The sequence below is a fragment of the Rhabdothermus arcticus genome (assembly GCF_055382915.1).
The window spans coordinates 179,447-202,394 of sequence record NZ_AP043808.1; the positions used below are offsets into that span (position 1 = coordinate 179,447).

The window sequence follows — 22,948 nt, forward strand, 5'->3', positions numbered from 1 at the left end:
CGGCGATTATAAGCGCAAAAAACCCGGGGCAGGTCAAGCCCCGGGCCGCGGCCTGCCTGGAACCTAGCCCCCCAGGTAGGCGCGCTTCACCTCTTCGTTGGCCGCGAGCTCTTCCGCCGGGCCCTCGAGGATGATCTCTCCGGTCTGCAGCACGTAGCCGCGGTGGGCCACCTGGAGCGCCTTGAGGGCGTTCTGCTCGACGAGGAGGATCGTCTTGCCGCGCCGGTTGAGCTCCTGGATGATGTCGAAGATCGCGTCCACCAGCACCGGGGCAAGGCCCATCGAGGGCTCGTCGAGGAGCAGGATGCGGGGGTCCTGCATCAGCGCCCGGCCGATCGCGAGCATCTGCTGCTCGCCGCCGGAGAGCGTGCCCCCGAGCTGGCGCCGGCGCTCCTCCAGGCGGGGGAAGAGCTCGAAGACCTCGGCCTTGCGTTTTTCCACCACCTCGCGGTCATTGGTCAGGTAGGCCCCGATCTCCAGGTTCTCCTCGACCGTCAGCCGGGGGAAGATGCGCCGCCCCTCGGGGACGTGGCCGATCCCCTTTTGCACGATGCGGTGGGCCGGGAGATGCTGGATCTCGACCCCTTCGAAGCGGACCGCCCCCTCCTTGGGGTGGATCATCCCCGAGATCGTGCGCAGGGTGGTGGTCTTGCCCGCGCCGTTGGCCCCGATCAGGGTGACGATCTCCCCCTGGTTGACCTCGAGGTTGATGCCTTTGAGGGCGTGGATCTTGCCGTAGTAGGTGTGGACGTTTCGCAGCTCGAGTACCCGTTCCATCACGCGCCCTCCACCGCGCCCCGGCCGAGGTAGGCCTCGATGACCCGGGGGTCGTTTCGGACCTCCTCGGGGCTGCCCTCGAGGATCTTCTTGCCGTAGTCCAGCACCGCGATGCGCTCGGAGATGCTCATCACCAGCTTCATGTCGTGCTCGATGAGAACGATCGTGATCCCCAGGTCGTCGCGGATGCCGACGATGCGTCGCTGCAGGTCCTCGGTCTCTTGGGGGTTCATCCCCGCCGCGGGCTCGTCGAGGAGGAGGAGCTTGGGCTCCAGGGCCAGCGCCCGGGCGATCTCCAGCCGCCGTTGCTCGCCGTAGGGTAGGTTCTTGGCCAGCTCCGTGGCCCGGTGCTCGAGCTGCATGTAGGCCAGGAGCGCCATCGCCCGTTCGGTGGCCCGTTTTTCCTCGTCGCGGTGGCGCGGGGTGTGCACCAGGGCGTCGAAGTAGCTGGTTCGGGTGTGCACGTGGCGCGCCACCATCACGTTCTCCAGGGCGGTCATCGAGCCGAAGAGGCGGATGTTCTGGAAGGTCCGGGCCATGCCTCGGCTGGCGATCCAGGCCGGGTCGCGGCCGGTGATCTCCTCGCCGTCGAAGCGGATGTGGCCGCGGTCGGGCTTGTAGATTCCGGTGATGAGGTTGAAGAACGTCGTCTTTCCGGCGCCGTTGGGGCCGATGACCGCGAAGATCTCCTTCTTGTTCACGCGGGTGCTGACGTCGTTGACCGCGATCAGGCCGCCGAAGGTCTTGGTGACGTGGTCAACCTCGAGGATGGCCTCGCTCATGCCTCCTCCTTCATCTCGATGACGTGGCGCCGCTCGGGCAGGATGCCCTCCGGCCGGTAGATCATCATCAGGATCAGGATCAGCCCGAAGACCATACGCTCGTACTTCGCCGGCTCAAGCTGGTTGGGCAGGTTGGCGAAGTTGTACTTCAAAAAGCCCAGGTTGAGCTCGAACCCGGCGTTGCGCAGGTCGTTGAGGTAGTCGGAGGCGGTCTTCAAGAGGTCCACGTTGAGGATCGTCACCGTCGCCGCCCCGAGGATCGCCCCGGGAATCGAGCCCATTCCTCCGAGGATGACCATCACCAGGATCATGATCGACTGGATCAGGGTAAAGGACTCCGGGCTAACGTAGAGCTGCTTCGCGGCGAAGAGCGCGCCCATCGCCCCGGAGAAGCTGGCGCCGGTGGCGAAGGCCAGGAGCTTGGTGGGCAAGAGGGGAATCCCCATCGCCCGGGCCGCGATCTCGTCCTCGCGGATGGCGATCCAGGCCCGACCGAAGCGCGAGCGGTCGAGGTTCATGTTGACCAGGGTGACGATGCCGATGATGAGCAGCACCAGCAGGTAGAAGAAGAGCGGGTAGGCCTCGGTGCGGCTCAGGTGCAGCCCGAAGCGATCGAGCAGCGCGATGAACCAGTCGATCGGCGGGCGCTGGATCGGGGTGATCCCCTGGGGGCCGTTGGTGAAGTTGATCGGGTGGTCGAGGTTGTTCGCGAGCACCCGCACCATCTCCCCGAGGCCCAGGGTGACGATCGCCAGGTAGTCCCCCTTGAGCCTGAGCGCCGGCGAGCCGATGATCACGCCGGTGATCGCGGCCATCGCCACCGCTACGAACATGAAGAGGTAGAAGTATTCCCCGGGCAGGGGGAAGATCTTCCAGGGCATGAAGTTGTTGGCCTGAGACGAGCCGAAGATCGCCCAGGTGTAGGCCCCGACCGCGAAGAAGGCGGCGTAGCCGAGGTCCAAGAGGCCGGCCATCCCAACCACCACGTTCAGCCCCAGGGCCATCGCGGCGTAGATCCCGGTCTGGATGCCGAGCTCGAAGAGGAAGGAGTTCTTAAAGCCCGCCGCGGGCAGGACGAGGAGCAGGATGGCGCCCCCGACCAGGACCTTGAGCCAGCGTGGGATGGGCTGCAAGAAGGCCGCGAGCAGCGTGCCCAGGGTGAGCAAAAAGGCCAGGGTGCTGGTCGGGTTGCGCAAGAGCCAGTAGCCGAAGACCACCGCGGCGACAGCGATGACCAGGCTCAAGAGGGCGCGGTTTTCTCGAAGCCGCTTCATACCTTTTCCCCCAGCTGCTGTCCGATGATGCCTTGCGGGCGGAAGAGCAGGATGAAGATCAGGATCGCAAAGGCCAGGATGTCCTTGTACTCGGTGCCCATGGCCCCGTCGGTCAAAAAGGTCAGGTAGGTGCCGCCGAGCATTTCCAGCATGCCCAGCACCAGCCCTCCGACCGCGGCGCCGGTAATGTTCCCGATCCCGCCGAGGACCGCGGCGGTGAAGGCCTTGATGCCCGGAATGAAGCCGACGTAGGGGTGCACCAGGGTGTAGAGCAGGCCGAAGAGCACCCCCGCGACGCCCCCGAGGAACCCCCCGATCAGGAAGGTGCGGGAGATGATCGTGTCGGGGTCGATCCCCATCAGTGCCGCGGTCTGCATGTCCTGGGCCACGGCGCGGATCGCGATGCCCAGCTTGGTCTTGTGCACCAGCCAGTTCAGCCCGTAGAGCATCAGCAGGCTGACCGCGATCACCAGGAGGGACTTGACCTGGATCGTCATCCCCAGATCGGTGAAGATCGCCCCGCGATAGAGGAGGGCAAAGAGCAGGGTGAGCCCGGCGGCGCCCCACCAAAGCGCGCGCCCCGGCGACGCCGCGGCACCCTTGGCGAACTGCCGGTAGATCCAGTAGAAGAGGTAGAGCAAGGTCCAAAAGACCAGCACCAGCGTCGCCAGGATGACCAGATAGCCGATCCAGTTGGGAATATTGATGCTTTGCTCGAACACCGGGAAGGTGGGATAGCGCCGGTAGAACGCGTTGTGCCAGAGGCCCTCGATCAGGCGCACCAGGTCTTGGAGGAAGAACGAGACCCCGATCGCGGTGATCAGGGGGACCAGGCGGTTCGTGGTCCCCCGTTTGCGCAGCGGGCGGTACGCCAGCCGTTCGACCAGGATGGCGACGACCGCGGCCACCGTGCCCCCGATCAGCACCGCCAGGGTGAGGAGGAGGTAGGGGTTGGCGATCAGGCCCTTGAGCAGGATGAAGGTTTCCGCCCCGGCGATCGCGCCGGACATGAAGATCTCCGAGTGCGCGAAGTTAATGAGCTCCAAGACCCCGTAGACCATCGTGTAGCCGAGCGCGATCATCGCGTAGACGAAGCCGAGGATCAGGCCCTCGAGCAAGACGCTGGGTAAGAGCTGTATCAGGACGTCCAGCAAGGTACACCTCCCGGGGGGATAGAAACTCGCATCACGCCGAATAACTTATCACAAGAGCAAAGGGAAGGGGGGCGGCCGCCCCCCTTCCCCGTCGCAGTGCCGAACCTTAGCGGATGGCCTTGCAGACCGTGGCCGGGGCGGGGAAGGAGATGACCTTCACCACCTTGCCGGGGTACTTGGCCTCCTCGAGGTGGACGACGAAGTAGTCCGCCACCTTCCGGTCCCCCTTGTAGTCGAAGGCGATGGAACCGGTCACGCCCTCGAGGGAGGTCTGCCGGATGAGCATCGAGAGCTCGGCCCGGGTGGGCTTGCGCTTGGCGAACTTGATGAAGTCCTTGAGCGCCTGGATCACGACCTTCGCCGAGTCGTAGCCGTAGATCGCGAAGGACTCCGGGGTCTTGCCGAAGCGCTCTTGGAACTTCTTGACCATCGCCGCGGCCTTGGGGTAGCGGTCAATGGGGCCGGCGACGGTGGTGTAGTAGGCGCCCTTCGCGGCCTCGCCGGCGATTTCCACGAACTTCGAGGAGTCAAGGCCGTCGGGGCCCATGAAGGTGGCCTTGATGCCGCGCTCGCGCATCTGCTTGAGGAGCACCGCGCCCTGGTTGTAGATGCCGCCGAAGTAGACGAAGTCGGGCTTCTTGGCCTTCATCTGCAGGATCAACGCCTGGAAGTTGGACTTCTCCTCGGTGCCAACGAAGCCCACCACCTGAGCGCCGAGCTCCTCGGCCTTCTTCTTGAACTGCTCGGCCACGCCCTGGCCGTAGGTGGTCTTGTCGTGGACGATGAAGATCCGCTTGGCGCCGAGCTCCTTCACCGCGAACTCCGCACCGGCCGGGCCCTGGACGTCGTCACGGCCGACCAGGCGGTTGACGTTGAGGTAGCAGCGGTCGGTCACCGCGGGGCCGGTGTTGGCCGGAGAGACCATGGGCAGCTGGTAGTCCTTGTAGACCTCGGACGAGGGGATGGCCACGCCGGTGTTCAGGTGGCCCACCACCGCCAGCACGTCGGGGTCGGTCACCAGACGGCGGGCGACGGCGACGCCGACGTCCGGGTTGGCCTGGTCGTCCTGCGGCGAGAGCTCGAGCTTGAACCCGAGCTTTTCAAACTCCGGCTGGGCCTCCTCGACAGCAAGCTGCGCGCCGAGCTTGATCATCTCGCCGAGCGCCGCCTGCTCACCGGAGAGCGGGGAAACGGTCGCGATCTTAATAACGTTGTCCGACTGAGCCAGTGCAAGCGCTGCGATTGCCGCAAAAAGGGTAACTAGGATGGTCTTCCTCATATACCCCTCCTTTCTGTGCGAGATGGATGGTCTCGCCAGACCTATCCTACAAAAACATGCAGCGCTCCTGTCAAGCGCATGCACGAAGGCGGGCGGGCCGACGATCCGGCCCGCCCGCGCTGCTGCCCGTGGATCAGTACTTGATCAGGTAGCGCTCGAGCTCCCAGGGGTGCACGGTGATGCGGTAGTCCTCCCACTCCAGGCGCTTGGCCCGCATGTAGTGGGTGTAGATGTGCTCACCGAGCGCGTCCCGAATCACCGGGTCTTTTTCCAGCGCGTCAAGGGCCTCGCGCAGGGTGCCGGGAAGCTCCCGGATCTTGTGCCGGCGGCGTTCGCGTACGCCCATCTGGAAGATGTTGCGCTGGATCGGCGGGGGTGGCACGAGCTCGTTCTTGATCCCGTCCAGGCCGGCGGCGAGCATCACCGCGAGCGCCAGGTAGGGGTTGGTGCTGGGGTCGGGCATGCGCAGCTCGGCCCGGGTCCCCACCCCCCGGCGCGCGGGGATGCGGACCATCGCCGAGCGGTTGGAGACCGACCAGGCGATGTTCGTCGGGGCCTCGTAGCCCGGGGTGAGGCGCTTGTAGGAGTTGACCAGGGGGTTGGTGATCGCCACCATGCCCGCCGCGTGGGTCAGCAGCCCGGCGATGAACCGAAGCGCGGTCTGGGAGAGCTGGTGCTCGCCCTTGGGGTCAAAAAAGGCGTTCTCCCCGTTCTTGAACAGGGAGAGGTGGGTGTGCATGCCGGAGCCGTTGATCCCCACGATCGGCTTGGGCATGAAGGTGGCGTGCAGGTTGTGCAGCAGGGCGACGCGCTTGACGACGAACTTGAAGGTGGCGATGTTGTCCGCGGTGGTCAGCGCCTTGGCGTACTTGAAGTCGATCTCGTGCTGGCCCGGCGCCACCTCGTGGTGCGCGGCCTCGATCTCGAAGCCCATCGCGGTGAGCACGTTGACCATGTCGCGGCGGGCCTCTTCCCCCTTGTCCAAGGGGGCAAGGTCGAAGTAGCCGGCGTCGTCGTGGGTGCTGGTGGTGGGCAGGCCCTCGGGGCTCCTTAGGAAGAGGAAGAACTCGGGCTCGAGACCAGCGTACATGTCGTCGAAGCCGAGCGCCTTCAAGGCCTCGATCTGGCGTTTTAGGACCTGCCTGGGGTCGCCTTCGAAGGGGGTGCCGTCGGGGTAGGTGACGTCGCAGATCAGCCGCGCCACCCGGCCCCGATGGGGGTCCTCGATCAGGTCGGGAAAGATCGCGAAGGTCGCGTAGTCCGGCTTGAGGAGCATGTCCGATTCCTCGATCCGGGTGAACCCCTCGATCGAGGAGCCGTCGAACATGATCTCCCCGTCCAGGGCCTTCTCAAACTGACTGGCGGGCACCTCCACGTTCTTGCCGATCCCCAGGATGTCGGTGAACTGTAGCCGCAAAAAGCGAACGTCGTTGCGCTTCAACTCTTTCAGGATTTCTGCCTTGGAGAGCGCCACCCGGGCATTATACCGCCTTATGAGTATGCAGAGGGGGCGTGCGGCCCTCGGCGGGCGTGTGCAATGTTTGCGGAACGTTTTGCACGCGACCGGGGAAAATCAACGGGGTAAAACCCGTAATAACGGGAGTTCGTAGCGAAAGGTATTGACGGATGCTCGCTTATAAGGGTACACTTCGCATCGTAAGTTTTTGCGGAGGTGGGATGTGTTTAAGAACGCCAAGGAAGCTGTGAAGTTCATCAAGGAGAACGGCATCGCCTTCGTAGACCTAAGGTTTGCGGACCTGCCTGGTCGCTGGCAGCACTTCACGGTGCCGGCTCATGAGGCGGATGAAAACTTATTTACGAACGGCGCAGGCTTCGACGGCTCGTCGATCCAGGGTTTTCAGGCGATCAACGAGTCCGACATGTTGCTCTTGCCTGATCTGGGGACGGCGTTCGTCGACCCCTTCGCGGCGCACCCCACCCTGGTGGTGATCGCCGACGTCTTCGACCCGGTGGAAAAGAAGTTCTACGACAAAGACCCTCGCGGGGTGGCCAAGCGGGCCGAGGCCTACTTGAAGGATTCGGGGATCGCCGATACCAGCTACTGGGGGCCGGAGATCGAGTTCTTCATCTTCGATCAGGTTGGCTTCAGCATCGAGCCCCATAACTCCGGCTTCTGGGTGCAGTCCGAGGAGGGGCACTGGCACTCCGGTGAAGGGGGCGATGGCCTTTGGATCCGGCCCAAGGAGGGGTACTTCCCCGCACCGCCGGTGGACAAGCACCAGGACCTGCGCAGTGAGATGGTCAAGAATCTTGAGGCCATCGGGGTTCAGGTCGAACTGCACCACCACGAGGTGGCCACCGCCGGGCAGGCCGAGATCGACATTCGCTTCGACACCCTGACCCGGACCGGAGACAACGTCTTCAAGTACAAATACGCGGTGCGGCAGACCGCGGCGAAGGCAGGAAAGACGGTGACCTTCATGCCCAAGCCGCTGTATGGGGACAACGGCTCGGGCATGCACACCCACCAGTCGCTTTGGAAGAACGGCGAGCCCCTCTTCTACGACGAAGACGGGTACGCCGAGCTCTCCAAGCTGGCCATGCACTACGCTGCTGGTCTCCTGGCCCACGGGCCCGCGCTGGCCGCGATCACCAACCCCACCGTCAACTCCTACCGCCGTCTTGTGCCCGGCTACGAGGCCCCGGTCAACCTGATCATCTCCCGCCGCAACCGTTCCGCGATCATCCGCATTCCGATGTACTTCAGCGGTCCGGAGTTCAAGAAGTCCAAACGCATCGAGTACCGCGCGCCGGATCCCTCGGGCAACCCGTACCTGACCTTCGCCGCGATGCTGATGGCGGGTTTGGATGGCATTCGCCGCGAGCTCGAGCCCCCCAAGCCGGTGGATAAGAACCTCTATGCGCTCTCCGCGCGGGAAGCCCGGCGCATCAAGACCCTGCCCGCAAGCCTCGACGAGGCCCTCGACGCCCTGGAAAAGGATCACGACTTCCTGCTCGAGGGCGGGGTCTTCACCGAGGCGTTGCTTGAAGAGTGGATCGCCAAAAAGCGCGAGGAGGCGGCCGAGGTGCGCCTGCGCACCACGCCGATCGAGTTCCAGATGTACTACGATCTCTAAAGCGCCACGGAACGCTCTGGCCCCCGCGTTCGCGGGGGCCAGAGCGTTTTGGGCCGTGGATTTAGCGTCGAATGATGATGCGGCCCTCGACCTTCGGCGCCACCGGGGAGTGGGCCTTGATGTAGTCAATCACCACCTGGGCGAGGAGCTTGCCGTTGCGCTCGTCGATGATCCGCGGGGCACCCTTGAACATCTTGTAGCCGTCGCCGCCGCGGCCCATGTAGTCGTTGATCGCCAGGGTGTAGGTCTTGTTGGGGTCTAGGGGTTGGCCGTTGACGTAGACCTCGAGCACCCGCTGCCCCGCGGGGCGGCTGGGGTCGAAGACGTACTTGATCCCCGAGACCTGGGGGAAGCGGCCGGCGGTGCGCTCCCACTGGGAGACGCCGTTCTCCAGGGCGGCCTTGAGGGTCTTGCCGTCGACCTTGACGCTGATCACCACGTTGCCGAAGGGCAGGATGGCGAAGATGTCCTTGCGGGTGAGGGGCCCCGGGCCGTAGACCTGGTCGGTGCGGATGCCGCCACCGTTTTGGATCGCGGCGTCGGCCTTCGCGTAGGCGCGCATCGCGTCCGCGATCAGGTCCCCGAGGTTGGACTCCTGGCGGCGCACCACCTTACGCCGGGCGTCGAGGGGCACCTTGGTCTTCCCGATCACCTGGTTCAGGGCCTTGTCGAGGGCCTTGGCGTACTTCGCGACCACGGCAGCCATCTCGGGGTCCTCGGGGATCGACTGGTCCACGGTGTACTCGGTGGGGATGACCACCGGCTTCATCCCGGGGATGGTGAAGACCTTGAGGTACCCGAGGTGGATCCAGTCGGCGCCGGTCTTCCAGATCAGGGTGCCGTTGACCACCTTCCACATCGGGGCGTGGTCGTGGCCGCCGAGGATGAGGTCGATCTCCGGCACCTTCTCGGCGAGCTTCTCGTCGTTGGCCATGCTCATGTGGGTGAGGGCGATGACCACCTCGGCGCCCTTTTGCTTGAGCAGGCGGGCGTACTTGCGCGCCTCGGTGACGAAGTCCAGGTACTGGGCGTTGGGGCCGGGGCTGGTGAGCTCGAGCCAGTCCTCGATCAGCCCGAGGAGCCCGACCTTGACCCCGTTCCAGTCCACCAGCGCCCAGCGGATGGCCCCCACGTAGGGCTCGCCGGTGCGCTTGTCGACGAGGTTGGTGGCGATCCAGGCGAACTCGGACTCCTTTACCCGTTCGGCGGCGACCTCGGGACCGAAGTCGAACTCGTGGTTGCCGAAGGTCGCGTAGTCCAGCCCCAGGCGGTTGAAGACGTCCACCATCTGTTTGCCCTTGAAGACGCTGGACATGATCGAGGGGCTGAAGGCGTCGCCGGAGAACAGGATCAGGTTGTCCTGGCCGCCGAGGGACTTGATCAGGGTGGCCACCCGGGCCGCGCCGCCGTACTTGCCGTGCTTGACCGGCTGGATCTCGTAGACGTCGTTGAAGTGGACGATCGAGAATTGGCCGGCCCAGGCCAGCGCGCCTAGCAGCAGGGCGACGAACAGGGTTGCGCTTCGCTTCATACCTTCACCTCCGCCCCTTATTCTAGGCACCCTTGTTCATCGTAGGGTCAGGGCGGTCCGAGGAGTGGCCGGGGTGGGCCTTCTCCCCGGTGATGAAGGCCGCGGCGTGGTTGGCGGCGATCGCCGCCTCGCCGAAGTTGACCTGGATCAGCTTGAGCTTGCCCGGGTAGGTCACCGTGTCTCCGGCGGCGTAGACGCCGGGGAGGTTGGTCTCCATCTTGCAGTTGACCTTGATGCGCCCCTTGTCCATTTCCAGCCCCCACTGGCTGAGCGGGCCGGGCTTGGAGAGGAACCCCGCGAGGACCAGGACCGCGTCCACCGGCAACCGGGTTTTGGTGTTGCTTTCGAGGTCCTCGATCTCCGCCTCCAAAACCCAGTCCTCGCCGTCGACCCGGGTCAGGCGGTAGGGGGTGCGCACCGTGAGCTCGCCGTTCTCGGCGGCGGCGAGGAGCTGCTGCACCGAGCGCTCGTGGGCCCGGAAGGTCCTGCGGCGGTGGACCAGGGTGACCTGGGCCAGGTTCTTGAGCATCAGCGCCCAGTCCACCGCGCTGTCCCCGCCCCCCACGATCAGCACCCGCTTGCCCTTGAACTCCTCGGGGTGCTTGACCGCGTAAAAGAGGCCCCGGCCCTCGAAGGCCTGCTCGTTTTCCGCGCCCACCCGGCGGGGCTCGAACACCCCCAGCCCGGAGGCGATGATCACCGCCTTCGCCCGGTAGGTGTGGCCCTTATCGGTGGACAAGAAGAAGGCCTCGTCTTCCCGGGTGAGCGTCTCGGCGCGCTCTTCCATCGAGAAGATCGGATGGAAGGGCTCGAGCTGCGCGAGCAGCCGGGCCGCGAGGTCCGCGGCCTTGATCTTGGGAAAGCCGACCACGTCGTAGATGTACTTCTCCGGATAAAGGGCGACGAGCTGCCCGCCGGGCTCGCTCAGCGGGTCGACGAGGCGCACCGAGAGCCCGCGCATCCCCGCGTAGAAGGCGGCGGCCAGCCCGGTGGGCCCCGCCCCGACCACGATCAGGTCCGTTCCTGTTTGCACACCTCACCTCCTTCAAAAAGCCCCCCTTACCGGGGGGCCCTATTCCGAGTATAGCACTCGGATTACTCGCGTTCGGAGGCGATCCGCTTGAGCTTCCTCGGGTTGAGCAGGGTGATCTTGCCGTAGCCGGACTTGATCAGCCCCTCGCGGACGAGCTCGCCGACGACCTTGGTCACCGTTTCGCGCACCGAGCCCACCGCCGCGGCGAGCTCGTCGTGGGTGATGTGGATCGTGGTCTGACCGGCCTCGTCGGTGGTCGCGAGGGGGGTCTTGGCGAAGTCGAGCAGGGCGGCGGCGATGCGGTTTTTCAGCCGCTGGCTGACCAGGCGTTCGATGCGCCGGTAGGTCTGCTGCAAGGCAGAAACCAGGCTCAGGTTCAGCGCCTCGAGCCCCTTGGCGTCGAGCGCCTGGGGCGAAAAGGCCTCGACCACGGTCGGGACCAGGGCCTCGGCGAAGTAGCCGCGCTCGGCCCCGGTGAAGGCTTCCTCGTTGAAGAACTCGCCCTTGCCGACGTAGCGCAGGCTGAGGGCGTTGCCCTCCTCGTCGACCAGCTGGATCCGGACCAGGCCCCGCCGCACCCGCAAAAGCCGGTCCTCGGGACCGGGCACCCCGGGGTAGAGGATCACCTCGCCGGGGGCGAAGGTCAGGGTTTCGCTAATGCTGGACTTGGTCACAATCTCCCTCCACCCCCAGCCTAGCACGCCGGGCGGGTTTTGTAAACATTAAGGTTATGAAAATAACCTAGCGCGTGGCCTCGGCGACCCAGGCCAGGTAGGGGGGGTGGCCGGCCTTGACCTCGAGCGCCAGCACCTCCGGCACCGAGTAGGGGTGCAGCTCGGGGACGCGGCGCATCAGGGCCTCCAGGCGATCCTCGGTGGTCTTGGCGATGAGCAGCACCTCCCGGTCCTCGACCACCTTTCCCTCCCAGCGGTAGACCGAGGTCAGCCCGGGGACGAGGTTCACGCACGCCGCAAGCCGCTCCTCCACCAGGGTCTTGGCCAGCGCCTTGGCGGCGTCCCCGTCCGCCGGGGCGGTGATCAGCACCACGTGGGTTTTCATCTAGTCCTCCTGGGGAATGACGAAGGCCGAGGCCACCTCGTCGTCGGGGGCGAGGTTCATGATCTTGACCCCAGAGGTGGCCCGGGAGTAGGTGGGGATGTCCCGCACCCGGGTGCGGATCGCGAGGCCCTTTTTCGAAAGCACGAGGAGGTCCTCGTCGCCCTCCACGGGCCGCATCGTGGCCAGCGCCCCGACCTTGGGGCTGACCTTGAACCCGATCACCCCCTGACCGCCGCGACCCTGACGCGGGAACTCCCCGACCTCGGTGCGCTTGCCGTAGCCCCGGCTGCCGACCGCCAGGAGGTCCCCCTCCCAGCCCTCGGGGATGACGACCAGGGAGACCACCTCGTCGCCCTCTCTTAGCCGGATGCCCCGCACCCCCTGGCTCGCCCGGCCGGTGGGCCGCACCTCGCCGAGCGCAAAGCGGATCGTCTTCCCGTGACGGGTGGCGATCAGCAGGTCGCTGTTGGCGCGGGCGGTGGCCACCTCGATCAGGTCGTCGCCCTGCTGCAGGTTGATGGCGATCAGCCCAGCGCTGTTCAGGTTCTGGTACTCGGTGATCGGGGTGCGCTTGACGATGCCCCGCTTGGTGGCGAAGACGAAGTCGCCGGGGACGTTGAAGTCGCGGATGCTCAAGAGCGCTGCGACCCGCTCCCCCTCGCCGAGGGGCAACAGGCTGGCCACGTGGCTGCCCCGGGCGGTGCGCTGGGCCTCGGGGAGCTCGAAGACCTTGATCCCGTAGACCCGGCCATGGTTGGTGAAGAAGAGGAGCTGGTCGTGCATCTGGGCGACGAAGACCCGGGTGGCCTCGTCCTCGTCCTTGGCGCGGCCGGACTGGACCCCGACCCCGCCCCGCCCCTGGGCGCGGTAGGCCTCGAGCGGGGTGCGTTTGACGAAGCCGGCGGCGGTCATCGTGATCACCATCGGCTCGTCTTCGATCAGGTCCTCGGGGTTGAAGCCTTCGCTGAACCGGGTGATCGTCGTGCGCCGGGCGTCGCCGTAGCGGGCCTGCACCTCGCGCAGCTCGGCCTTGATCACCCCCCAGAGCTTGGCCTCGTCCTCGAGAATGCTCCTGAGGTCGGCGATCTTCTCCTTGAGCTCCTCATACTCGGCGGTCAGGCGCTCGCGCTCGAGCCCGACCAGCCGCTGCAGCCGCATGTCCAGGATCGCCTGAGCTTGGACCTCGGTCAGTGCAAAGTGCGCGATCAGCCCCCGGCGCGCCTCGCCGGCGTCCTTGGAGGCGCGGATCAGGGCGATGACCTCGTCGATGTGGTCGAGGGCGATGAGCAGGCCCTCGAGGACGTGCGCCCGCTCCTCGGCCTTCTTGAGCTCGAACTGGGTACGGCGGGTGACGACGACGCGGCGGTGGTCCAGATACAGCCGCATCATCTCCAGGAGGGAGAGGACCTTGGGCTCGCCGTCGACGATCGCCAGCAGGTTGACGGTGAAGGTGTTTTGCAGCGCGGTGTGCTTGTAGAGCTTGTTCAGCACGACGTCGGGGTTGGTCCCGCGCTTGAGCTCGATGACGATGCGCATGCCCCGGCGGTCGGACTCGTCGCGAAGCGCGGCGATCTCCTCGATCTTCTTGTGGCGCACCAAGGCGGCAATCTGGGCGATTAGGCTGGCCTTGTTGACCTGGTAGGGGATCTCGGTCACCACCAGCACCGGCCGGCCCTTCTTCTCCTCGATGTGGACCTTGGCGCGCAGGCGCAGGGTGCCGCGTCCGGTCGCGTAGGCCTCCTTGATCCCCGCGGCGTTGAGCCGGCCGCCGGTGGGGAAGTCCGGGCCCGGGAGGTGGCGCATCACGCCCTCGAGGTCGATCCCCGGATCCTCGATCATCGCGACCAGGGCGTCGATCAGCTCGGTGAGGTTGTGCGGGGGCAGGCTGGTGGCCATGCCCACCGCGATCCCGCTGGCGCCATTGGCCAGCAGGTTGGGGAACCCCGCGGGAAGGACCTCGGGCTCCTCCGAGGTGCCGTCGAAATTGGGCTTGAAGTCGACGGTGTCCTTGTCGATGTCCTTCAAGAGCTCCATCGCGATCGGCGAGAGCCGGGCCTCGGTGTAGCGGTAGGCCGCGGGGGGGTCGCCGTCGATGGAGCCGAAGTTTCCCTGGCCGTCGACCAGGGGGTAGCGCAGGTTCCAGGGCTGGGCCATGCGCACCATCGCGTCGTAGACCGCCTGGTCGCCGTGGGGGTGGTACTTCTTGATCACCTCGCCGACGACGCCGGCGGACTTCGAGTGCTTGCGGTTGGGCAGGAGCCCTTCCTGGTACATGGCAAAGAGGATTCGCCGCTGCACCGGCTTGAGCCCGTCGCGCACGTCGGGCAGCGCGCGGTCCACGATCACGCTCATCGCGTAGTTGATGAAGCTCTGCTTGACCTCTTCGGTGATCTCGACAGGTTGAATCTCAGCCATCATGCTCCTCGGTTGTTGCCTTGGGGGCGCTGGGCGAAGGCCCGTTTGGCAGTATACCCGAACGAGCAAAGAAAAAAGGCGCACAAAGCGCCTTTTTGGCGGCCCCGACGGGACTTGAACCCGCGACCTCCCACGTGACAGGCGGGTGTGCTAACCAGACTACACCACGGGGCCCCGCCGCCCCCGAGTATAGCCGGTCAGGTGCCGTTTTCCAAGAGGTACTCGAGCGCCAGTCGGTAGCCGTAGGCGCCGAGGCCGGTGATTACCCCCTTGGCCGCGGGAGCGGTCACCGACTTGCTGCGAAAGGGCTCGCGGGCGTAGATGTTGCTGAGGTGTACTTCGACGACCGGGAGGGGCTGGGCGCGGATCGCGTCGAGCAGGGCGTAGGAGTAGTGGGTGAGGGCCCCGGGGTTGAGCACGATCCCCAAGAATCCCTCCGCCTCCGCGCGCTGCACCCATTCGACGAGCTGGCCCTCGTGGTTGGACTGACGGGTGACGACGACGGTGCCGAGCTCCTGTCCCCAGGCCTCGAGGCGCTCTTCCAGCCCCTCGTAGCTCAGGTGTCCGTAGACCTCCGGCTCGCGCCGGCCCAGGAGGTTGAGGTTGGGGCCGTTTAAGACCAGGATCATAGCCGCCTCCAGAACTCCGAATAGGCTGCTTCAAGGATAGCAGCCTCGACGGGCCCGACGTAGAGCCTTCCCGGCTCCATGGGAATGACCCAGTGGAGGGTCTCGCCGCGCTTTTTCTTGTCCCGGGCCAGGTAGGGCCGGAGCGCGGTCCAGGTCAAGCGCGGCGGCGGCTTGGGGGCGAGCCAGTCGAGGAGGGCCTCGATCGGCCCGGTGAGGTCCTCGCCGCCCAGCCGCCGGCCGACCAGCGCGGCGAAGAGCAGGCCGTAGGCCACCGCGTGGCCGTGGGGGAGGGCGTGCCTGGAGGCGGCCTCGAGGGCGTGGCCCAGGGTGTGCCCGAGGTTGAGCTTTCTGCGTTCCCCGCGTTCCTTGTAGTCGGCCTCGACGATCGCGATCTTGACCGCGACCGCCCGGGCCAGGTAGGGGCCGAGCTCCGGCGAGGCGGCGCTGAGCGTAAAAGGCTTGAGGAGGGCTTCGTCCCCGGCAATCAGCCCGTGCTTGAAGGCCTCGACCAGCCCCTCGCGGAAGGTGGGCTCGGGGAGGGTGGCGAGGGCCTCGAGGTCCGCGTAGACCCCACGCGGGGCGTGGAAGGCCCCGACCAGGTTCTTGCCCTGGGGCAGGTTGAGCCCGGTCTTGCCGCCGACGCTGGCGTCGACGATCCCCAGGGTGGTGGTGGGGAAGCTGCGGTAGGCGATGCCGCGGAGGTAGGTCGCGGCGAGGAAGCCCCCGAGGTCGGTCAGGGTTCCCCCGCCGACGACGTAGAGCTCGGCGTTCCGAGGCAGGCCAAGCTCGGCGAGCCAGGTGAGCAACGCCCCGTAGACCTCCAGGCGCTTGGCCCCCTCGCCCCCGGCGATGCCCTTCAGGTGGCGGATTCCCGCGGCCTCGGCCAGGGCCTCGGCGTGGTCGGCGACCGCGAGGTCGTAGACCATCGCCGCCGGGCCCGACGGGGCCGGCACCGGCAGGCCCCGGCCGATCACCACCGGGTAGGGGGGCTCGCGGACGGTCAGCGTTTGAGCGCCCATAGCTTCTCGACGATCTCCTCGGTGGTCTCCTTGGGGCTGCGGCCCTCGCTGCTGATGTGCAGGTGGGCCTCGCGGTAGATCGCCTCGCGCTCCTTCAAGAGCGCCTTGATCCTGGTCAGGGGATCCCCCTCGGCGAGCAGCGGGCGCTTGCCGGGGCGGCGCTGGACCCGCTCGTAGATCGTCTCCGGGCTGGCCCAGAGCGCGACCACCGGCCCGCGCGCGAGCAGGCGCCGGCGGTTTTCGGGGTTCATGAAGGTCCCCCCGCCGAGGGAGACGACCAGATGGTCCATCCCCACCACCTCGCGGATCGCGGCCTCCTCCATCTGCCGGAAGCTGGCCTCGCCGAGGTAACGGAAGATGTCGGGGATCGTCAGGCCCGCTTCCCGCTCGATGTAGCGATCGAGATCGATGAAGTGGAGCATGAGCTCCTTGGCCAGCTCCCGGCCGATCCGGGTCTTGCCCACGCCCATGAAGCCGGTGAGGGCGACCCAGGTGGTGGGGCGTTCGACCTCGATCCGTCGCATTAAAACCGCCGGACGCGCTCGCGGTAGTCCGCGACCCGTGCCTTCACCTCCTCCCAGGTGTCGCCGCCGAACTTCTCCAGGTAGGCCTGGGCGAGGACGATCGCCGAGAGCGCCATAAGGATCACCGACCCCGCGGGCACCGCGGTGACGTCCGAACGTTCCCGGGCGGCGTCCGCCGGGGCCTTGGTCACCAGGTCCACGGTGGGTAGCGGCCGCATCAGGGTGGCGATCGGCTTCATCGCCGCCCGCGCCACGAGCTCTTCGCCGGTGGTCATCCCGGCCTCGAGCCCCCCGGCGCGGTTGGTCTTGCGGTAGAACCCCCGATCTTCTGCCCAGTAGATGGGGTCGTGCACCTCGGAGCCCGGGCGCCCTGCGTTGGCGAAGCCCTCGCCAATCTCGAAGCCCTTGACCGAGGGGATGCTCATCGCCATCTGGGCCAGCCGCCCGTCGAGCTTGCGGTCGAAGTGGGCGTGGCTCCCAAGCCCCGGCACGAGCCCCTTGAACCGCGCCTCGACCACGCCGCCGAGGGTGTCCCCGGCAGCCTTGGCGGCGTCGATCGTCTCGATCATCGCCCGCTCGGTCGCGGGGTCCTGGACGAAGACCGGGCTGGCCTCGATGCGGGGAAGGGCATCCCAGGAAAACGGCGTGGGATCCGCGACGCCGCCGAGGGCGACGACGCGGTGGGCGGCCTGGACGCCAAGCTCGGAGAGCATCTTCAGGGCCAGCGCGCCGATCGCCACCCGCATCGCGGTCTCCCGGGCGCTGGCGCGCTCGAGCACGTCCCGCACGTCCCTGTGTCCGTACTTGAGCGCCCCGGAAAGGTCCGCGTGGCCCGGCCTGGGCGCGGTCACCGCGCGCTTCCTCGGGAGGTTGCCGGGTGCAGGGTCCATGATCTCGGCCCAGTTCTTATGGTCGCGGTTTTCGATCCAGAGGGTCAGGGGGGCGCCGGTGGTGCGGCCCGCGCGCACCCCGGAAACGAGGCGCACCCGGTCGGTTTCGATCTGCATCCGCCGCCCGCGGCCGTAGCCGCTTTGCCGCTTCTTGAGGAGCGGGGTGAAGTCCGCTTCGCTGATCGGGACACCGGCCGGTAGGCCCTCGACGATTGCGACCAGGGCCGGGCCGTGGGACTCGCCCGCGGTGAGGAAACGCATGCCCGAAGCATAGCAAAAGGGCCGGCGTAGCGCCGGCCCTTTTGGCGTGAGCCCTAGCGTTTGCAGCTCGTCTCAAGCGGCGCCGGGCAGGTGGTCGGGGTGGCCCTCCTGGCCTTGAGCACGATGAGCAGCTCGGAGTTCTCCTCGTTGTAGGTGGTCTTGGAGAAGAGGTAGCCGAGGATCGGGATGTCTTGCAGGAAGGGCACGCCCTGCTTGTTCTGGGAGGCGCTTTGCTTGATCAGGCCACCGAGGACCACCGTCTGGCCGTCCTTGACCCGCAAGGTGGTGTCGGAAACCTGCTTGGAGAGCTTGTCAACGTCGCCGTCGACGGGGTTGCGCTCGAGGATGTCGGAGACCTCGGTGTGGATCTTGAGGACGATCTCCCCGGAGTTCGTCACCTGGGGGGTGACCTCGACGATCACCCCGGCGTCGTAGGGCACTTTCTCTTCCTTGCCATCGACGACACGGCGCACGAAGAAGGTGAAGCCGGACTGGATCCGCCCGGTTTGATTGTTAAGCATCGTGATGTTGGAGTCGTTGATCTTCTTGGAGAGCCCCTGTTTTTCCAGGGCGTTGAGGGTGGCCCCAATGTTCAGGGCGGCGAGCGAGCGGGTGGAGTCGAAGATCAAGCTCAGCCCGGCGTCGGCCAACGCGGCGACCAGGTTGCCCCCGGCGATGTTCCAGTCGAGCCCGAGGTTGCGCAGAACGCTGCTCGAGACCTCCTGGATGCGCACCTTGACGTTGACCTGCTCGACCGGTTTGTCCAGGGTGGGGATCAGGCGCTCGACCATCTCCAGCTGCTCCGCGGTGCCGGTCACGATCAAGGTGTTGGTGCGTTTGTCGGCGACGATGCTTACTGCGGTGTTGCTGGGTTGAGCCTCGCCCTGGGCCGCGGCCACCCCCTTGGCCTTTAACGCCTCCTGCAGGACCTTGGCGAGGTCCTCGGCCTTGGCGTTGGAGAGCTGGTAGGTGCGCTGGAAGACCGGCGGACCGACCTCAGGTGGAACGTCGGTGGCCTTCAAGAGCGTCGCCACCTGGTCCTGCTGGGCTTCGGTGCCCTTGACCACCAGCAGTTTCTGGCCGGGAACGACGTTGACCGAGATCCCCGGCACCTCCTGGACCAGGAAGCCCTTGATCTTCTCTGGGTCGAGGTAGCGCACCTCGTAAAAACGGCGCACCAGCGCCTTGGGTGGGGGCGGCGGGCTAAGCTTTTCGAACCCGATCCCGGCCATCTGCATGTAGCGGGCGAGGGCCTCGTGCTGTTTGGGGGTGGCGTAGAGGGAGAAGAGCACCACCGCGGGGTTGATCGAGACCGAGGCCGGCCCGGCGCTGGTGGGCACCTGGAAGGTGCGGGTCTCGCTGTCCTGCACGACCAGCCAGTTGGCGGTCGCGGGGCCGATCTCCCCGATGATGTGGGGCAGGTACTCGTTCTTGAACCAGTCCTTGGCCTTGTCCAGGCTGATGTCGACGGTCTGGGCGCCTTCGCCGGTGGCCTGGACGCTGAGGTAGACGTTCAGGGGGACGGTGATCTTGTAGTGCTTAAGGACCGTCTCCCCGGTCTTCTCACCGAGCGCCTTGAAGGTGCGGAGCTGGTTGACCGGGGCGACCAGGAGCGTGTCCGGAGGCAAGAAGAGGTAGTCGATCTGGTACTTCACCCCGTAGGTGGCAAAGAGCAGGTCCCAGACCTCGCGAAAGGGCTTGCCCTCGAAGTCCACACGCACCAGGGGCCAGTCCGGCTCGTGGGTCGCCTGCCCCCTGCCGGCGGTGTTCAGGGTGCCGTAGACGTGGTAGATCAGGGGCTGCAAGCCGACGCTCTTGGCGAGGCTCTCCAGCACCACGTCGAGGGGGAGCGCGATCTGGGTGGCTTCCTTTTCCGCCACCGGCTTGAAGAGCTCGAGCTTCACCGGTTGATCGAACTTGGGGTTGGGGGGGAGTTGCCCCGCCAGGGCCGGGCTCAAGAGGGCCAAAAGCCAGGCGCCGATCAGCCAGCCGATAACCCGGCGATAACCTCGTTTCTTCATACGCATCACCTTATTCACCGCCCTTATGTTTTTCTATGCGCAGGGTTTCTTGGCCTTGCTCCAGCACCACGTAATCGGGACCCACCCGTTTGAGAACCACTTCGGTCTTGGGAAAGCGTTCCCCGACGGCGAGGGAGACGAAGCCGTCGGAGGTCTTGAAGATGGCCACCGCCACCGGTCCCAGGGCCACGCCCGCGAGGCGCAGGTCCTTTTCCTTGGACCAGGCCGCAAGGCCCGAGGGCTGAGCGGGCTGGTTCGCGGGCTTGGCTTCGGCCTGGCGGGGTTGGCTGGTGGCGGGGGTGTGCTTCGGCGGGGGCGCCGGTGCTTCGGCGAGGGGCTCGAGGCGGAGCGGCAGCGTCTCCCCGAGCGTCGGGCTGGGGGGCAGGACCGGGGTCCGGGTCTTGGGCGGCTGCACCCTGGGGGTGGGCACGGAGCGCAGCTCGGGCGGGGTGGCGGCGCTGACCGCGACCGGTTTTTGCGTCGTCGGCGCGGGTTGCTTGGGAGGCGGCGCGGCCTTGGGCTTGGGGGCCCTGAGCGGCAGGAAGGGGTTCGGGGGAGGCGCCTCGTCCGGGGCCGCGGCAACGGCCGCCTCGGTTCCCGTCTTGCCGGTCGCGGTCGCGGGGACCTCCTTCGGCGCTTCGGTGACCAGGAAGGGCAAGGGCAGGATCTCCAGCGCTCGGGCGCTGGGGCTGGTGGCGCTCGCCGGCGCGGGCGGCGGGGGTTGGGGCGCGGTGACCGTGGGCGCGGGTTCGTAAGAAGCGCGGTAGAGGTAATACCAGCCGGCGACGGCGGCGAGAAGGGCCAGGATCGCGATTAGGATCTTGGTGCGGTTGGTCATTCGTTCCCTCCCGGCTGCGCCCCGCGATAGACGTAGAAGCGAACGGTAAGGCTGGCGCTGATCTTGGGGTTGGCCTCCGTTTCCCCGCTGGCCAGCGAGAGGTTGACGCCGTTGATCGAACTGTAGCGCTTGAGGGCCTCAAGGCGCTTCAAGAACGCGTAGAGCTCGGGGAAGGGGGCCTCCGCGCGCAGCGCGACGTCGATGCTGCGCACGTTCTCGATCTCGCTCTGGGGTCGGCTGCGGCTCATCGAGTTCAGCACCACCCCGGTTTTCTCCGCGCTCTCTGAGAGCAAGTCGAGCACCTCGTAGAACTTCTCTTCTTCCGGGAGGGCGGCGAGGAAGCTTTGGATCTCCGCTTCGAGGGCGGCGATCTGGGCCCTGAGCTGGGGCAGGCTGCGCTTCGCCGCGAGCCCCACCCGCCGCCGGGCCTCGAGCGAGGCGATCTGACCCTGGAGGTCCGCGATCCTGGCCTGGGCCGGGCGGTACCAGAAGACGTACCAGAGCGCCCCGGCAAGGGCGAAGACGGCGAGAACCAGGATCGCCAGACTACGGCTATCGAGGCTGCGGAGCCGTTGCACCTTGCACCTCCTCGCTCGAGGGCGCCAGCATGCCGATGCTGGCGCTAAAGCTGTAGAGCCCGGTCTCCTGGTTGTAGGTCGCGCTCTGGAAGTTGATGCCGAACGCGGGGTCGGTTTCGTAGCGTCGGACGAAGCGAACCAACGCCTCCTTGCCGTCGGCTTCGCCGCGTACGGTGAACTCGACGTTGACCGGTTTGCCGTAGATGCTCTCGGCCTGATCGGGGTTGATGGTGCGGGCGCTCAGGCTGTTGAGACGGACCAGCAAGCGGTTCGGGCTGCGTTTGGGGAGGCGCAGCAAGAACGCCGCGAGGTAGTCCGACCAGGGTTGGAAGGTGGCCTTGACTTCACGGGCGACGGAGGCGATCGCCTCGAGCTGGCGCTTACGCTGGAGCAGCTTGTTGCGCTCGGCGATGTAGGGCTTGAGGATGTTGACCTCGGCCTGCAAGGTGTCGCGCTGCGCGGTGAGCGCGTTGATCCTGGCCGCGGTCGTCCAGTGCAGGTAGCCGATGACCGCGACCAGGAGCAGCGGCACGACGATCGCCGCGGTGCGCCAGAGGTCCGGCCCCGCGCGTCGCCGGAGGTGGGCGGGAAGCAGGTTCAGGTTAACCAACGCGGCTCACCCCCCGAAGGGCCAGACCCACCGGAACGACGAACTCGGGGGCGACGTCGGCGAGCAGCGCGGGCTCGAAGCGGTGGGCGTCGACGTTGAGGGCGGCCCAGGGGTCGGCCTCTTGAAAGTGGATGCCGAGCACGTCGCTCAGCACGCCCTTTAGGCCTTTGAGCTTGCTGCCCCCGCCGGCGATGAAGGCCTGATCGGGGGTCGGGGTCTCGCCTTGGGCGCTGAAGAACTCCAGGCTCCGCCGCACCTCGGTGCTCAGGTCGATGAGGACCGGGCGGATCGCGGCGTAGATCTCGCTCGGCGAGGGGGTATTCTTTTCTTCTTCGGCGAAGTCCAGAAGGGCCTCCTCGTCCTCGGTGGAGAGCGTCGCGTGGGCGTAGTCGCGCTTGACTTCCTCGGCCTCTTCCGGAGTAAGGTTGAAGCTGCGCGCGATCGCTTGCGTGAACTCCTTGCCGGCGATGCCGATGGAGCGGGTGAGCAGAGGGCGCTCCCCGCGCAGCAGGACCAGGGAGGTCGCGATGTGCCCCACCTCCAGGTAGAGGGTGGTGGGCGGTTCCTGCCCCTCTGGGGGTTTGAGCAGGTCCTCGAGCGGACGCAGGCCGGCGAAGGGCTTGAGGTCGATCACCACCGGGTCCAGCTTGGCGCTCGTCAGCACCTCGATGAGCTGCATCACCGTCTCCTCGCGGGCGGCAGCGATCAGGACCTCCATCTCGCTGTGCTCCTCGAGCGCGTCGGGATCGTCGAGGAGGGCGTAGTCCAGGACCACCTCGTCGATGGGGAAGGGAATGTAGCGCTCGGCTTCCCAGCGGATCGCCTCTTTGAGTTCCTGACGGCTCATTTTGGGTACGCGAATCACCCGCACCACCGTGGCGTCGTTGGCCAACGCGGTGACCACCTGCCGCTTTTTCGTGCGCAGCTGAGCGTAGAGCTCGCGGAGGCCCTCGGCCAGGACCTCGGGGTCGTTGACCAGGCCGTCCTGCAGCGCCCCGGCCGGGGTCGCGAGCTCCGCGTAGCCGAGAAGCTGACGGCTCGGGCTGAGGTCAACGGCTTTCAAGTTGGCGCCGCCAATTTCCAGACCGATGGCACGAATACGGGGTTGGAATAGGTTGCTTATCAACGTCGCCACGCGGTGATCCCTCCAATGCCTTCGACTGCACCTAGCCTAAC

Annotated in this window: 21 protein-coding genes and 1 tRNA gene; 1 reads left to right on the forward strand and 21 read right to left on the reverse strand. The window is 66.6% G+C overall.

Annotated elements, in window-relative coordinates:
* Window positions 1-63: 63 nt before the first annotated feature.
* The 6 genes from ACZ48Y_RS01040 to glnA (ACZ48Y_RS01065) all read right to left on the reverse strand — a co-directional run bounded on the left by ACZ48Y_RS01040 (window position 64) and on the right by glnA (ACZ48Y_RS01065) (window position 6,740).
* Window positions 64-777: an ABC transporter ATP-binding protein gene (locus ACZ48Y_RS01040; RefSeq protein WP_464741297.1), complete on the reverse strand. Its 714-nt coding sequence runs from the start codon at window positions 775-777 to the stop codon at window positions 64-66.
* On the reverse strand, window positions 777-1,559 hold the full coding sequence (locus tag ACZ48Y_RS01045; protein WP_464741299.1) for an ABC transporter ATP-binding protein: 783 nt from the start codon (window positions 1,557-1,559) through the stop codon (window positions 777-779). The genes ACZ48Y_RS01040 and ACZ48Y_RS01045 overlap by 1 nt, the downstream gene beginning before the upstream one ends.
* Window positions 1,556-2,833: a branched-chain amino acid ABC transporter permease gene (locus tag ACZ48Y_RS01050; protein WP_464741301.1), complete on the reverse strand. Its 1,278-nt coding sequence runs from the start codon at window positions 2,831-2,833 to the stop codon at window positions 1,556-1,558. Before ACZ48Y_RS01050 ends, ACZ48Y_RS01045 begins: the two co-directional genes overlap by 4 nt.
* A complete protein-coding gene (locus ACZ48Y_RS01055) occupies window positions 2,830-3,987 on the reverse strand; it encodes a branched-chain amino acid ABC transporter permease (RefSeq protein WP_464741303.1) in 1,158 nt (385 codons plus the stop codon). The genes ACZ48Y_RS01050 and ACZ48Y_RS01055 overlap by 4 nt, the downstream gene beginning before the upstream one ends.
* A 106-nt stretch (window positions 3,988-4,093) precedes the next feature.
* Window positions 4,094-5,266 carry a branched-chain amino acid ABC transporter substrate-binding protein gene (locus tag ACZ48Y_RS01060; protein ID WP_464741305.1) on the reverse strand — a complete coding sequence of 391 codons (1,173 nt, stop codon included), beginning with the start codon at window positions 5,264-5,266 and terminating at the stop codon, window positions 4,094-4,096.
* Window positions 5,267-5,399: 133 nt separating this feature from the next.
* Entirely contained in the window at window positions 5,400-6,740 is a 1,341-nt protein-coding gene (gene glnA, locus ACZ48Y_RS01065) for a type I glutamate--ammonia ligase (protein WP_464741308.1), read from the reverse strand.
* Between the two features lie 205 nt (window positions 6,741-6,945).
* Between glnA (ACZ48Y_RS01065) and glnA (ACZ48Y_RS01070) the strand changes: the two genes are divergently transcribed.
* Entirely contained in the window at window positions 6,946-8,364 is a 1,419-nt protein-coding gene (glnA, locus tag ACZ48Y_RS01070; protein ID WP_464741310.1) for a type I glutamate--ammonia ligase, read from the forward strand.
* Between the two features lie 61 nt (window positions 8,365-8,425).
* On the opposite strand, the gene ACZ48Y_RS01075 is transcribed toward glnA (ACZ48Y_RS01070), so the two are convergent.
* From ACZ48Y_RS01075 to pilM, 15 genes are all read right to left on the reverse strand, one after another.
* Complete coding sequence (locus ACZ48Y_RS01075) at window positions 8,426-9,895, reverse strand: bifunctional metallophosphatase/5'-nucleotidase (RefSeq protein ID WP_464741312.1); 1,470 nt, start codon at window positions 9,893-9,895, stop codon at window positions 8,426-8,428.
* Window positions 9,896-9,917: 22 nt separating this feature from the next.
* Window positions 9,918-10,928 (reverse strand): NAD(P)/FAD-dependent oxidoreductase, encoded by a 1,011-nt coding sequence (locus ACZ48Y_RS01080; protein WP_464741314.1) that lies wholly within the window; start codon window positions 10,926-10,928, stop codon window positions 9,918-9,920.
* Between the two features lie 62 nt (window positions 10,929-10,990).
* Window positions 10,991-11,602, reverse strand: a complete 612-nt coding sequence (locus tag ACZ48Y_RS01085) for a helix-turn-helix domain-containing protein (RefSeq protein ID WP_464741316.1) — start codon at window positions 11,600-11,602, stop codon at window positions 10,991-10,993.
* A 67-nt stretch (window positions 11,603-11,669) separates the two neighbouring features.
* Entirely contained in the window at window positions 11,670-11,987 is a 318-nt protein-coding gene (cutA, locus tag ACZ48Y_RS01090; RefSeq protein ID WP_464741318.1) for a divalent-cation tolerance protein CutA, read from the reverse strand.
* A complete protein-coding gene (gyrA, locus tag ACZ48Y_RS01095; RefSeq protein ID WP_464741320.1) occupies window positions 11,988-14,402 on the reverse strand; it encodes a DNA gyrase subunit A in 2,415 nt (804 codons plus the stop codon).
* A 96-nt stretch (window positions 14,403-14,498) separates the two neighbouring features.
* Window positions 14,499-14,576, reverse strand: a tRNA-Asp gene (locus ACZ48Y_RS01100).
* Window positions 14,577-14,599: 23 nt separating this feature from the next.
* Window positions 14,600-15,031: a type II 3-dehydroquinate dehydratase gene (gene aroQ, locus ACZ48Y_RS01105; protein WP_464741322.1), complete on the reverse strand. Its 432-nt coding sequence runs from the start codon at window positions 15,029-15,031 to the stop codon at window positions 14,600-14,602.
* A complete protein-coding gene (locus ACZ48Y_RS01110) occupies window positions 15,028-16,050 on the reverse strand; it encodes a 3-dehydroquinate synthase (protein WP_464741324.1) in 1,023 nt (340 codons plus the stop codon). Before ACZ48Y_RS01110 ends, aroQ begins: the two co-directional genes overlap by 4 nt.
* Complete coding sequence (locus ACZ48Y_RS01115; RefSeq protein WP_464741326.1) at window positions 16,032-16,574, reverse strand: shikimate kinase; 543 nt, start codon at window positions 16,572-16,574, stop codon at window positions 16,032-16,034. Before ACZ48Y_RS01115 ends, ACZ48Y_RS01110 begins: the two co-directional genes overlap by 19 nt.
* Window positions 16,574-17,725 (reverse strand): chorismate synthase, encoded by a 1,152-nt coding sequence (aroC, locus tag ACZ48Y_RS01120; RefSeq protein ID WP_464741328.1) that lies wholly within the window; start codon window positions 17,723-17,725, stop codon window positions 16,574-16,576. The genes ACZ48Y_RS01115 and aroC overlap by 1 nt, the downstream gene beginning before the upstream one ends.
* A gap of 53 nt (window positions 17,726-17,778) precedes the next feature.
* A complete protein-coding gene (locus tag ACZ48Y_RS01125; protein ID WP_464741330.1) occupies window positions 17,779-19,746 on the reverse strand; it encodes a type II secretion system protein GspD in 1,968 nt (655 codons plus the stop codon).
* Between the two features lie 10 nt (window positions 19,747-19,756).
* On the reverse strand, window positions 19,757-20,584 hold the full coding sequence (locus ACZ48Y_RS01130; protein ID WP_464741332.1) for a hypothetical protein: 828 nt from the start codon (window positions 20,582-20,584) through the stop codon (window positions 19,757-19,759).
* Entirely contained in the window at window positions 20,581-21,162 is a 582-nt protein-coding gene (locus tag ACZ48Y_RS01135) for a type IV pilus inner membrane component PilO (protein ID WP_464741334.1), read from the reverse strand. Before ACZ48Y_RS01135 ends, ACZ48Y_RS01130 begins: the two co-directional genes overlap by 4 nt.
* A complete protein-coding gene (locus ACZ48Y_RS01140; protein WP_464741336.1) occupies window positions 21,137-21,772 on the reverse strand; it encodes a flagellar protein FliT in 636 nt (211 codons plus the stop codon). Before ACZ48Y_RS01140 ends, ACZ48Y_RS01135 begins: the two co-directional genes overlap by 26 nt.
* Complete coding sequence (gene pilM, locus ACZ48Y_RS01145) at window positions 21,765-22,907, reverse strand: type IV pilus assembly protein PilM (RefSeq protein WP_464741338.1); 1,143 nt, start codon at window positions 22,905-22,907, stop codon at window positions 21,765-21,767. The genes ACZ48Y_RS01140 and pilM overlap by 8 nt, the downstream gene beginning before the upstream one ends.
* Window positions 22,908-22,948 lie beyond the last annotated feature (41 nt).